The sequence below is a fragment of the Vallitalea guaymasensis genome, from assembly GCF_018141425.1.
Taxonomy (GTDB): domain Bacteria; phylum Bacillota; class Clostridia; order Lachnospirales; family Vallitaleaceae; genus Vallitalea; species Vallitalea guaymasensis.
Map to the genome: position 1 here is coordinate 1,440,606 of NZ_CP058561.1, position 13,436 is coordinate 1,454,041.

Here is a 13,436-nt window from a genome sequence, read left to right on the forward strand (position 1 = left end):
ATGAGGCGTTCCAATATGGAACGCCTCAAACTGTCGACAGACTGAGCCGTCTATAAGTAGACAGCCTTTGCCTATCAATATATTACTTCTAGTATTTGAACTTAGCGATACCAATATTCATCTCTTCTGCTAGTTTAGCTAGGGCTTCACTTGCGTTTGCAAGCTCTTCCATAGAAGCAGTTTGTTCTTCTACTGATGCAGAAGCTTCTTCTGTACCTGCTGCATTCTCTTGAGATATTGCAGATAGATTTTGAGTAATCTCTGTAATACTTACTTTTTTATCTTCCATCATCCTTGATGATTCATTTAATACGTCTATAGCTTCTTTTGTTTTTTCTATTGCTTCAGCTATTCCGTTGAATTTCACTTTAGTACTTTCAACACTACTGCTTTGGTTATCCACCAAGTTTATGATTTCATTCATAGTAGTGACAGCACTATCAATTTTTTGTTTCAAATCATTGATAATACTAGTTATCTCACCAGTGAATTCATCTGCTTGTTCAGCTAGGTCTCTTATTTCTTCAGCAACAACTGCGAAACCTCTTCCAGATTCTCCTGCTCTTGCGGCTTCTATTGCGGCATTTAGAGCTAATAGATTAGTCTGATCTGCTATAGAACTAATCATCTGGCTGGCTTGATATATCTTTCCTGCACTCTCGTCAGTATCTTTTATCAAACTATCTATTTCCTTGGTAGCATTATTATTAAGGTCAGTTATTTCTACTAGATCTTTGATGTTTTTAATACCTTGTTTTTTAAGTTGTAGAACTTCGTCAGTAAATTTATTTAATTCACCTAGCTCATTTTGATTTCTCTCAATAAGTTGTCCTAGGTCATTGATATTGTCAGCGGCTTGTTCAGTATCTTTTGCTTGGTCACTAGCACCACGTGCTATTTCTTCAATTGTATTCGCTACTTCTTCTGCTGCAGTTGCTGATTGTTGACTTGTTGCAGTTAACTCCTCTGATGAAGAGGCTATCTGTTGAGAAGATAATGAAATATTCTTTACTAGATCAATAAAATTACGCTGCATCTTGCTTATTGCGTTTGTTATAGTACCGATTTCATCTTTTCTCTTTAAGTATTTAACCGCTTTTGAATTTTCATCAAATTGTAAATCGTAGTTAGCTAATCTTTCTATTATATTTGAAAGAACCTTTATAGGTGCACTTGTTCTTTGCGCTATTATATAAGTTATTATCAATAAGATTAGTAAACCTATAACGCCTATACCTATAAGTGTTTTTACCAACAAATCTGATTCTGCTGTTATTTCGTTTATTGGAACAACAGTTTCTATGAACCAAGGTGTTTTTGTTTCACCAATATGAATTGGGACAAATTGTTTTAGGCTTTCTTTATTATTAAAGATTGACTCTCCTGTTATAGTAAAGAATTCACCTAATTCAAATTTTTCTTTTGTACCATCATTTTGATGATCAGCATTATCAAATCTGTTAACTCCAACTAAATCTGTTTTTGGATGTGCAACATATATACCTGTATTAGATAAAATTACTTCATACCCTGAATCATACAAGTCAACATCTTCACTCAATGCCTGCAATTTATCCAGTGTAACATCTACTCCGACAGCCCCTATTATCTTACTATTATAATGAATTGGAACTACAAGAGAAGTCATTAATATTTTTTCACCATCTATTAGATATTCATATGGTTCAAGTATTATCTCGGAATCAGAATTCTTAGCTAGTGAGTAATAGTCATCATTGCTTGTTAAATCATAGTCTTCACAAGGCTTATTCACTACTTGATTTCCACTCCAATACCAATATGGAACGAATCTTCCTGTTTGGTCATGTCCTTTAGTATTTTTATACTCTTCATCTTTATTGTCTAGAGAATTTGGTTCCCATATGGTCCATATTCCAGAAAAATCCGGATTCTCAGCTATAACACTTTTCAGCATAATATTTACGTTATCTCTATTAACTATAGCTCCAGTCTTTTTAGTTCCTTCTAAACTATTTGCCAAAGTTCTTACTATGTTCATTGCTTCTTCTAACTCTTCTTCTACTTGCTTTGCAACTAGATTACCCTTTAGCTTAGTAGTTTCATATGCATTATCCAAAGATTGATTACTTGTCTTTATCCCAACCATTGAAATAATTGCAACCATTATAATTACAATACTTAATGAAATACTAATAACCATTTTACTTTTAATTGATTTCATAATAAAAACTCCTAACAAATTAAATTTTGTATTTTTTTGTATCATTCTCTCTATAAGTTTCTATATTAAATGGATTAAATAGATACAATATTTCCCCCTTTTACTTATATTTTCCATTTATAATATAATTCTACATATTTATGTTTTATCCTTTTTTTCTTTACATTTTTTTACTTTTTTTACTGATTATTGTTGACTTTTTATACATATTTAAGTATTTTTGTATATAAAAAAACCAAAGTATTACCATATTATGGTATTACTTTGGTTAATTATTTGCTAGATTTTTACTAATAAGCTCTTAATTTAAATACTAACATTTATTTAATAATGACAATAATTTATCTCCCATTGCTTTTTCTATATAGGGTTGTATATTCCAAAATTTTTTAAACTCCTTATATTCGTCTATACATTCTTTATTATAACTTCCTTTTTTGAACGCTCTAATAAGTATATTCTTAGGAGTGTGTTCCATATCAATGAATTCTAACATCTGTACAGAATAACCCATAATCTCAAGTATGTTCCCTCTTACACTATCCGTTATAAGGCTTGATAATTTTTCTTTGATGATTCCATGTTTCTCCATTGGCTTCATTGTATTATTATGAATCTGTCTTAGAAGTTCATGTTGACAGCAGGGGACTGACAAGATAACATCCGCTCCCCAATTTACCGCTTTTACTAGAGCATCATCAGTAGCTGTATCACAAGCGTGAAGGGTTACTACCATATCAACTTTGTCAATTTCTTTATAACCTTTTATATCACCATGAACAAATTTCAATTTATTATAATTAAGCTCAACAGCTATTTTATTACAAAATTCTATAACATCCTTTTTCAAATCAAGCCCAATAATATTTATATCCAATTTCAGTTGTTCAACTAGATAATGATAAAGAGCAAAAGTCAGATACGATTTTCCACATCCAAAATCTATAATATTTATGGTCTTGCTTTTATCTAGATGTTCTATGCAATCTGAAACCATTTCAAGGAATCTATTTAGCTGCTTGAATTTGTCATATCTGTTAGCTAATACCTTACCATCTTTATTCATTACTCCAAGCTTGATTAAAAAATCATAAGGCTCATTCTCAGATAAAATATAATTTTTAGTTCTATTATGATCTAAATCCACCTTTTCCTTTGTTGGTGGTTTTTTTATTATGTTAGCCTTTCCTTTTTTACTGACCAATACTTGATAATCAGCTTCTAAGGTATAGAAATTACCTTGCTTAAAATAATTTCCCATAAGATTTTTAAGTTCATTAATTGTATCATCATGGTCTAGATTGTTATGAGTTACTTTCTTAGTATAATGATAAGCAAATTGATATAATAGGTTTCCTTTGATGATTACAGGTTTTACATTGACTTTATTATAATTAGTATCATCTTTTTTTCTTACTCTGCTTAGTATAATATTATTTATGTTATTAGTCTTGATAATGCTCTCAATCAAAGCATGTACATTTTCCATTTTTATCTCTCCTACTAGTATTTACTTCCATATTATAATATATATCAAAAGAAATTAATAGGAAAAAACTACTTCTAATTAAAATCGCTTTAATTACATATAAAATCATATGATAAGATGTTAAATTAAATCAATTTCCAATTAACTGTTAGCATATGTAAAAGCTTCCTCTACACTCTTGAAAAAACATTCTTCTCCGATTGTCTCATAAATAGAAGCTTTGATTAATGAATTTTTAGGTTGTTCATTAATTCCAGATATCAATATCTTAGTCTTATTTCTTTTACATATATCTATGAATTGTTTAAACGCATGTAATGCTGTTGCATCCATTACTGGTACATTACGCATTCTCAAAATAATTACTTTCGTAGGATTACCAATCCCATTTATTACTTCCATGAACTTATCAGCAGCTCCAAAGAAAAATGGACCATTTATTTCATAAACTTGTATACCATCTGCTAACTTGAATTTCTTACTTTCTTCTTCAAAATTAAAGTCATCATCATTTTCTTCTGATGCATCCATGACTGTCTCTTTTACATTTGTTACATCTGCCATACGTTTCATAAATAACAAGGATGCTAGTACAATACCTATTTCTATTGCCTTAACTAAATCAATTAGAACTGTTATAAAAAATGTAATTAGCAATACTAAAACATCACTCTTGGGTGATTTTAGCAATTCTTTGAATTCTCTCCATCCACACATATTATAAGCAACCATTATCAGTACAGCAGCTAACGAAGATAATGGTATCAACTTGGCTAAAGGCATAAACATAACCATTATCAATAGTAATGTAATAGAATGAACCATCCCTGCAATTGGTGTCCTCCCACCGTTTTTAATATTCGCTACAGTTCTTGCAATAGCACCTGTAGCAGGAATTCCACCAAATAAACCAGAAGCCATATTTGCAATTCCCTGAGCAACTAATTCCATATTAGAACGATGTTTACTTCCAATCATACCATCTGAAACTACTGCTGATAACAATGATTCTATTGATCCTAAAAATGCAATTGTAACAGCTGGTCCTAGTAGAGTACTTATTTTATCCATACTGATATTAGGTATATGCGGTAAAGGTAAGGCAGAAGATAATTCACCAAATCTTGACCCAATAGTAGCTACATCTAATTTGAATACCATTACCATAACCGTTGTAACTATTAAGGCAATCAATGTTCCAGGTATTTTTCTGTTTATCTTAGGCCATAAAATGATAATTAATAAAGCTATAACCCCTACTATAATACTCCATAAATTAGCAGTATCCATTGCAGAGAAATAAGTTTTCCACTTTCCAATAAAATCAGCAGGCACTTCGCTAATGCTTAATCCAAAAAAATCCTTCATTTGAGATGAAAAAATAACTAGAGCTATACCACTAGTAAAACCTGTTGTTATTGGATATGGAATAAATTTAATAACACTTCCTAGTTTCAATAAACCCATAATTATCATAATAAAGCCAGCCATCATTGTGGCAATAATTAATCCTTCAATCCCATGTTTAGCTACAATTGTATAAACAACAACCATAAATGCCCCAGTAGGTCCACCAATCTGTACTCTACTTCCTCCTAAAAAAGATATAAGAAAGCCTGCAATGATTGCAGTATGAATACCTTTTTCTGGGGATACACCAGAAGCAATTGCTAATGCTATTGATAGGGGCAAAGCAATTATAGCTACAATAATACCAGCTGTAACATCGCTTAAAAGTTGTTGTTTTGAATAATGTGTCATTGTGCTAAATAATTTGGGTTTTAATTTTGACATATAGTTCTTCCTCTTTTCCTACATTTTACATTTTTTACTTTATTTATATCCAATATAAGTTCCCATAGCATTTTAGTCCTTATCTAATACAAATGCAATATAATTTCTATTGAAAACTAAAATACCACTTTTCTAAATAATCTAATTTTACATAAAAAAATTAATCCCAAAAGCCTTAAAGCTTCATAGGATTAATTTTGATAAGATGTTTTACAGTAGAAAGCTACTGATATTTTTACCAGTAGCTATACCAAGGAGTAGAAATATTATTTGCTGTACTTATTTTTTTGGTCTTTCATGTTATTATCGTACATGCTGTTGTTCATATTGTTATTATCCATATTGTTCATGTTGTTATTGTCCATGTTGTCCATATTGTTGTTATACATATTATTATTGTCCATGTTGTCGTTTCTCATACAGTTATTACTGTTTTCATTATACATGTTGTTTTCCATGTTGTTTTCCATGTTATACATGTTATTATCCATGTTTTCGTTATTCATGTTGTTTTTTGATTTATTTCTCTTAGCCATTTAATGACCTCCTTTTAAATTTACATCTTACAGTTATATTATTTGTTATAAAAATTATTTTATGCATATAAAAAAAGTATTATTTTACTTATTTTATACTAAAAAAATATAAAACTAGGTATAAAAAATTATTTTCATAATTAGCAAATTTTGGTATAATATTAAAAAAATAAACTGGAATATATTTGAAAAGAGGTTTATTGATATGGAATATAAGATAAACAGAATAAGCATTCATGATTTGGAAATAGGTATGGAACTCGCCAATGATGTACTTACATCCAATGGTCTGATATTGATTCCATCCAATACTATCATAACCCAAAATCACATCTTCAAATTGAATTTATATCAAATACTAAGCATAGATATAAAGGAATACATAGATCTAATAAAATATAACTATAGTAATAATAATGACGATAAGGAATTCACCAAAAAATTTCTGAAATTCAAAGATAGTTATGATACCAATAAGAAAAAGTTGACAAAACAATTAGATGACATAGGTAATGGTGGAAATGTTAACATCAGAGACCTTTTCAGGCTTAGTAATGATCTGATAAAAGCTCTCAAAACCAAGAGTGAACTTTTCAATTACCTTAATCATCTAAGAAGTGTAGATGAATACACATATTCCCATTCATTGAATGTATCAATGCTGTGTAATATATTCGGTCAATGGTTACACCTAGATAAACAAGATATTGAAAACCTTACTGTTGCAGGACTATTGCATGATATAGGCAAATTATCAATTGATTCAAAAATAATTAATAAACCTGGCAAACTAACTGATGATGAATTTGCAATTATAGAAAAACATCCAGAAATAGGATTCAATCTTGTAAAAAATCTTGACCTTCCAGAAGAAATAAAACTGGGAATACTTATGCATCATGAAAAGATAGATGGCTCTGGATATCCTCTTCACTTGAAAGATTCACAGATCCATGATTACGCTAAGATAATAGCTATAGCAGATATCTATGATGCCATGACATCAGTTCGTTCATATCACAAGAAAACTTCTCCATTCAAAGTTATAAGATTGTTTGAACGAGAATCCTATGGATTGCTTGATACCAAGTATCTCTTTGTATTTCTAGAAAATATTGCTTATAATTATTTACATAGAACCGTAAGATTATCTAATGGAGAAGTGGGAAGAATAATTTTCATTCATAGGACAACTCCTTCAAAGCCTATTGTGGATGTTGGCATTGCGATAATCGATATGCAAGATGAAACAGATTTAGATATAGAGGAAATTATGTAAGGTAAAACCTTTAAAATACGCCATTTTTTATATGAATTACACCTTTAAAACATTTTTTTATTATTTTTTTAATAAAAATTTAATTTTTTTGTTGAAATTATATAAAATATATACTATAATGTGAATATATGATTGTGTTGTTTACCCTTCTTTTTTAAGGAACGATACATATCATATACACTATATAACCCCTTATTAATTATTTATACTCCCCTCATCAAAATAACCACATGGAGACATGTGGTTATTTTATTGTTTAAAACCTTATGAATTAAGGTAATACCTTAATTTTTAATACTATCATCATCTTGAATATATACCAGTTTTTTCATATATTACATAAAAAATACAACTTTATAATATTCTTAATACTATTTTTATATTTATTTAATCAAATTTTTATTTCAGTAATATTTTTGTAATATTACCTATTCTTCCCATTGCATAGCTCTGGTAACTGCTTTTTTCCATCCTTTATATTTAACTTCTCTAGTTTCATTATCCATCAAAGGCTGGAATGACCTATCTATGTCAGTATCCCTATTTAGTTCATCCTTCTTCCAGAATCCAACTGCAAGTCCAGCTAGATAAGCCGCACCTAGGGCAGTAGTTTCAATAACTTTTGGTCTATCTACAACTACACCTAATATATCCGCTTGAAATTGTAATAGGAAATTATTAGCTGAAGCGCCACCATCTACCTTTAATCTCTCCAAGTTGATACCTGAATCCTCAACCATTGCATTGATGACATCCTTAGATTGATATCCTATTGATTCTAATGTAGCTCTTATTATATGATTTCTATTTGTTCCTCTGGTCAATCCTACTATTGCACCTCTTGCATACATATCCCAGTAAGGTGCCCCTAAACCTGCAAATGCTGGTACTACATATACACCTGCAGAATCTTTTTCTTTCATAGCAAAATATTCACTCTCATCTGAAGAGAATATCAATCTCATTTCATCTCTTAACCACTGTATGGAAGCACCTGCAATAAATATACTACCTTCAAGGGCATATTCTACTTTCCCATCTACTCCCCAAGCAATTGTAGTTAAAAGTCCGTTCTTGGAGCTAATAAGTTTGTCACCTGTATTCATTAATATAAAACTTCCTGTACCATATGTATTCTTTACCATTCCCGGTTCATAACAGCCTTGTCCGAATAGAGCTGCCTGTTGATCTCCTGCTGCTCCTGCAATAGGTATTCTAGCTCCGCCTAATGTTTTTTCATGGGTATATCCGTATATACAACTTGAAGGTTTAACTTCTGGCATCATTGAAATTGGTATATCCAATTCATCTAATATTTTCTGGTCCCATTGAAGTTTACGTATATTGAATAACATGGTCCTAGACGCATTAGAGTACTCTGTAACGTGAACTTCTCCTCTTGTCATATTCCAGATCAACCAAGTATCCATAGTTCCAAATAGTAATTCACCATTTTTAGCTCTTTCTCTTGCACCTTCCACATTATCTAAAATCCATTTAACTTTGGTTGCGGAAAAATATGCATCTATTATAAGTCCTGTATTTTCTCTAATATAATCTTCTAACCCTCTTGCTTTTAAATCTTCACATATATCTGCTGTCTGTCTTGATTGCCATACTATAGCATTATATACTGGCTTACCTGTATTCTTATCCCATACAACTGTAGTTTCTCTTTGATTGGTTATCCCTATTGATGCTACTTCATTAACACTTACACCAGCTGTTTCCAATACCTCTCTCATAACACCGCTCTGAGTACCCCAAATCTCCATTGCATCATGCTCAACCCAGCCTGGTTTTGGATATATTTGTTTAAATTCTTTTTGAGCAGTTTCTACAATATCTCCTTTTTTATTAAATAAAATTGCTCTACAACTAGTAGTTCCTTGGTCAAGTGACATTACATATTTCTTCTCCATAATAAAAACCTCCTCATATATTTGCAGCAACTATGTCACGGGGATGCTTAATTTAGTCATTATCATTAAAAAATATAACAACTATAACTAGCTATAAATTAAATTGTACAAATCAAGTACATCTCCTTATTAAATATTATACTATATCAACAAATATTTTCATAGACCAATTAAATAAAGTTAGTTTCTTGACAACTTTTATATAGTATAATATATTAATAATATATGCATTTAGATATTTATCTAAATACAAACAAAAAATGCAGTGACTTATGACATGCAGGAGTGATTTGATGAACGAAGTATTTAAAGCATTATCTGATCCCACAAGAAGAAAAATATTGGAATTATTATATGACAAGGATATGACCGCTGGTGATATCGCTGATTGTTTCAACATTAGCAAACCCTCTATCAGCCATCATTTAAATATTTTAAAAAATTCAAAGTTGGTTTTTACAGAACGTAGGGGGCAAAATATAATATATTCCTTGAATACCACATCATTTCAATCTATGATAAAGTGGATCTATGATTTTACCGGAAAGGATGATAATAATGAAAAAGCCTAAACTAGCACTCATTCTAAGTATTATATCATTAATAGGAACTGTTATAGCCTATTTTTATTTACCTGATACAATTCCTATACATTGGGGTATTGATGGAAAAGTAGACAATACAGGTCCAAAATATATGGCTATCATTCTTGGTGCTGTGCCATTAGCTATTTATATACTAATGAATACCCTACCAAAAATCGATCCTAAAAGAGAAAATTATAAAAAGCATTCAAAAGCATATAGAATTTTTTCATTTTATACTATATTATTTTTGATTATCATCAATTGGATAACTATTATAGCTTCTTTTGGTGTAGAGATGAACGTAGGTCTATTTATACCAATTCTAGTAGGAATTCTCTTTATTATAATTGGTAATTATATGCCACAGTTCAGACATAATTATTTTGTTGGTATCAAGACACCTTGGACTCTTGCTGATGAAACCAATTGGAAAAAAACACATTTCTTTGGTGGATATGTTTTTATGATTTTAGGGATTATCATTATGCTGATGGGGATTATTCAAAACCCTTTAATATTATATATGGGTTTAACTGTCTCAGCTATTTTGGTTATTTCATTATATGTTTATTCTTACTTGCTTTTTAGAAAAATGAGTAAATCTCAAAAAAATAAATAAAAATTTTTTTTTGAAAATTAAACAAAAATAATATTTTTATTCTACAAATCCTAAGGAAAAAGGTTCTAATAACCTTTTTCTTTTTAATATCAACAATCCTATTCAAGTGGGTTATTTTGTTTGTTTATTTCATCTTTCTTAGCATATATTATTTATATAGAAAAAAATAAAAGGATGAATCAAATGACTGACATAATAAGCGAAACAGAACTAGAAATCAAACTCAATGAATTTCGGGATATATTAATAAACTATGATTACTCTGAAATTGAGAACGTCATATTTTTTGATATTAATTCTCTTAATTATTATATTGAAAACAACGAAGGAAATCCTTTTGAAAAACAATATGATGCAATTGAAAAAATATTAAATAGTATTTACCTATACTTGCCATGCAGTCTTTCAGATGATACTATAAATGTAATCTCAGAAATTCTGAATGTCAAATATGGAGATGAAGCTATAGTTAAACAGAATGTTCTATTCAATATCAAATTAGAGTTCATTGATATGGTAAAGAATATATCAACCGAAGAGGAATGGAAAAAATTAGTACAGTTATGTAAAAAAATCAGGAATACGAAAGAGAAACTCGAAAGGAATGAAAAAGAATATGAGTATTTGGGGAGATAAACCCTATTATTCATTAAATTACTATTTAAGAGAATTATACGGTGAGAAGATATATAAAATTGCAATAGATGGCGGTTTCACTTGTCCTAATAGAGATGGTAAGATTGGTACTAAAGGCTGTATTTTCTGCAGTGAAGGCGGTTCTGGAGATTTTGCTTCTTCAGCATCATTATCAATATATGACCAGATTGAACAAGGTAAGAAAAGATTGTCATCAAAAAAAACAGGGAATAAATATATTGCTTACTTTCAAGCATACACTAATACTTATGCCCCTATCAATCGTTTAAAGGCACTTTTTAGGGAAGCAATATCCCACCCTGATATAATTGGTCTGTCTGTAGCAACAAGACCTGATTGCCTTGATAATGAAGTTATAAAACTATTAGCCACCATTAATAAAACCAAGAAGGTATGGGTTGAACTGGGATTACAATCAATTCATACCTCTTCTGCATCTTTTATAAGACGTGGATATGAACTGGATTGTTTTGATAGTGCTGTGACAAGACTCACAGAGGCTGGTCTTGACGTAGTTGTTCATCTGATATTAGGACTACCTAATGAGACAAAAGAAGATGTTCTTCAGTCAGTAAAATATATATGTGACAAGAATATCAGTGGTATAAAACTTCAATTATTACATGTACTAAAAAATACTGATCTAGCAGATTATTACTATGAGCAAGGTTTCAAGATATTATCAATGGATGAATATATTGATTTACTAATTTCTTGTATAGAAATTATTCCACCTGAAATTGTAATTCATAGAATTACAGGCGATGGACCTAAAAATCTATTGATTGAACCTCTTTGGAGCGGTAATAAAAAAGTAGTTTTAAACACTATATTAAAAGAATTCAAAAACAGAAACACTTGGCAAGGTAAAAAAACACCTCTGCTCTAATATAATATTAAATACCCACTTGTTTATTTTCTTTTTTTAATATACAATAGTTGTTAATATATAAAGTGTTTAAATATATACCGACCACTATATGTTGTGGTTATGCAATATTATATATTTAGATAAATACATATTAGATCGGTTTTTAAGGAGGTTTATATGAAGGGTTCTAATCATGAATTAAGTGTAAATAAGTTAATAATTCTTTATATGATTGAGAAATTAGACATGCCTATGTCATATACTCAGATTTCAGAATTTTTGTTAGCTCATGAATATATGAATTATTTTTCCTTACAGCAGTATTTTTCGGAACTAGTTGAAACTAATTTATTGGCTACTAAAGTAATAAATCATTCTACTAGATACTCTATTACCGAAAATGGCAAAAAAACATTGGAATATTTTGAAAACAGGATACCTGAAAGTATTTGTACTGAGATACTTAACTATCTGAAAGATAAAAAGTTAGAGTTAAAAGATGAGTTTGAGATAACAGCAGAATATTATCCTAAGAGAAACGGGGATTATACTGTTAATTGTATTGCAAAAGAGAAAAAAGATCTGCTTATGGAAATTAAGATCAATGTTGTGTCTAAGGAACATGCTCTTAAGATATGTGATAATTGGAAGGAAAATCCTCATATGATTTATGGGAAGATATTGGAGGAGTTGTTGAAGTCTTAGATGGGGCTAACGCAATAAAGCGTAGCGGTATATAGATAGTTTTTCTTGCCTGAACGGTTAGCGAAAAACTATCTATATACCGCTTTTGTTTGCCTTTGCCGAGGGTTAAATGTGAATAACTCATATGTTAGTTTATTACATGTAAAAAATCATATTAGTATGTTTTTAAGTTTGTCAAATGTTATTCTCTATGATATCATCAATTATTTCCCAAAGGGTGTCTTTTCCTTGTTTTGTGGTTGCGGAAAATGGGACTATTTTTTTACGGTCTGTGATACCTAGGGATTTTCTTATGATGCTTACGTGTTTATCTATTTGGCTTCTTTTTATTTTGTCCAGTTTAGTTGCTACTACAATTGGGTCGAAGCCGTTATATACTATCCAGTCGTATAGCATTTTGTCGTTGTTGCCTGGTTCGTGTCTTATATCTACTAGCAATAGGATTTGTTTTAATTGTTGTCTTTCATAAAGGTAGCTTTCTATGAATTTTCCCCAGCGTTCACGTTCGGTTTTGGAAACTTTTGCATAACCGTATCCTGGTAAATCTACGAAGTAGAGTTTATCTTCAATGTTGTAGAAATTGATAGTTTGTGTTTTTCCAGGTTGTGAGGATGTTCTTGCGTAGGATTTTCTGTTTATTAATGCATTAATAAGTGAGGATTTTCCTACGTTTGATTTTCCAGCGAAAGCAATTTCCAGTAGACCTGTATCAGGAAATTGAGAAGTATTTCCTGATACAACTTCTAGGTTTACATTATTTACGTTCATATTATC

At 30.2% G+C, this 13,436-nt stretch carries 12 protein-coding genes; 6 read left to right on the plus strand and 6 right to left on the minus strand.

The annotated features are described in order from the left end of the window. Positions 1-88: 88 nt before the first annotated feature. The 4 genes from HYG85_RS06585 to HYG85_RS06600 form a co-directional block, all read right to left on the minus strand. Positions 89-2,203: a methyl-accepting chemotaxis protein gene (locus tag HYG85_RS06585; protein ID WP_212692814.1), complete on the minus strand. Its 2,115-nt coding sequence runs from the start codon at positions 2,201-2,203 to the stop codon at positions 89-91. Between the two features lie 313 nt (positions 2,204-2,516). After that, complete coding sequence (locus tag HYG85_RS06590) at positions 2,517-3,692, minus strand: class I SAM-dependent methyltransferase (RefSeq protein ID WP_212692815.1); 1,176 nt, start codon at positions 3,690-3,692, stop codon at positions 2,517-2,519. Positions 3,693-3,833: 141 nt separating this feature from the next. After that, the gene (locus HYG85_RS06595; RefSeq protein ID WP_212692816.1) at positions 3,834-5,486 is read right to left on the minus strand and encodes a SulP family inorganic anion transporter; all 1,653 of its coding nucleotides are present in this window, start codon (positions 5,484-5,486) and stop codon (positions 3,834-3,836) included. Between the two features lie 266 nt (positions 5,487-5,752). Next, on the minus strand, positions 5,753-6,022 hold the full coding sequence (locus tag HYG85_RS06600) for a hypothetical protein (protein WP_212692817.1): 270 nt from the start codon (positions 6,020-6,022) through the stop codon (positions 5,753-5,755). Between the two features lie 205 nt (positions 6,023-6,227). Between HYG85_RS06600 and HYG85_RS06605 the strand changes: the two genes are divergently transcribed. Continuing rightward, positions 6,228-7,301 carry an HD-GYP domain-containing protein gene (locus HYG85_RS06605; protein WP_212692818.1) on the plus strand — a complete coding sequence of 358 codons (1,074 nt, stop codon included), beginning with the start codon at positions 6,228-6,230 and terminating at the stop codon, positions 7,299-7,301. A 428-nt stretch (positions 7,302-7,729) separates the two neighbouring features. On the opposite strand, the gene glpK is transcribed toward HYG85_RS06605, so the two are convergent. After that, a complete protein-coding gene (gene glpK / locus HYG85_RS06610) occupies positions 7,730-9,223 on the minus strand; it encodes a glycerol kinase GlpK (protein WP_212692819.1) in 1,494 nt (497 codons plus the stop codon). A gap of 293 nt (positions 9,224-9,516) precedes the next feature. On the opposite strand from glpK, the gene HYG85_RS06615 reads away from it, so the two are divergent. The 5 genes from HYG85_RS06615 (at position 9,517) to HYG85_RS06635 (ending at position 12,662) form a co-directional block, all read left to right on the plus strand. Beyond that, positions 9,517-9,795 (plus strand): autorepressor SdpR family transcription factor, encoded by a 279-nt coding sequence (locus HYG85_RS06615; RefSeq protein ID WP_212692820.1) that lies wholly within the window; start codon positions 9,517-9,519, stop codon positions 9,793-9,795. Next, entirely contained in the window at positions 9,782-10,429 is a 648-nt protein-coding gene (locus HYG85_RS06620; protein ID WP_212692821.1) for an SdpI family protein, read from the plus strand. Before HYG85_RS06615 ends, HYG85_RS06620 begins: the two co-directional genes overlap by 14 nt. Positions 10,430-10,612: 183 nt before the next feature. After that, positions 10,613-11,065 (plus strand): hypothetical protein, encoded by a 453-nt coding sequence (locus tag HYG85_RS06625; RefSeq protein WP_113672205.1) that lies wholly within the window; start codon positions 10,613-10,615, stop codon positions 11,063-11,065. Further along, on the plus strand, positions 11,034-11,975 hold the full coding sequence (locus tag HYG85_RS06630) for a TIGR01212 family radical SAM protein (RefSeq protein WP_244971293.1): 942 nt from the start codon (positions 11,034-11,036) through the stop codon (positions 11,973-11,975). The genes HYG85_RS06625 and HYG85_RS06630 overlap by 32 nt, the downstream gene beginning before the upstream one ends. A 159-nt stretch (positions 11,976-12,134) precedes the next feature. Then, complete coding sequence (locus HYG85_RS06635) at positions 12,135-12,662, plus strand: DUF4364 family protein (RefSeq protein ID WP_113672206.1); 528 nt, start codon at positions 12,135-12,137, stop codon at positions 12,660-12,662. Between the two features lie 174 nt (positions 12,663-12,836). Here HYG85_RS06635 and yihA read toward each other — a convergent pair whose 3' ends face one another. Next, positions 12,837-13,430, minus strand: coding sequence for a ribosome biogenesis GTP-binding protein YihA/YsxC (gene yihA, locus HYG85_RS06640; protein ID WP_113672207.1), 594 nt, complete (start codon positions 13,428-13,430; stop codon positions 12,837-12,839). Positions 13,431-13,436: the final 6 nt, after the last annotated feature.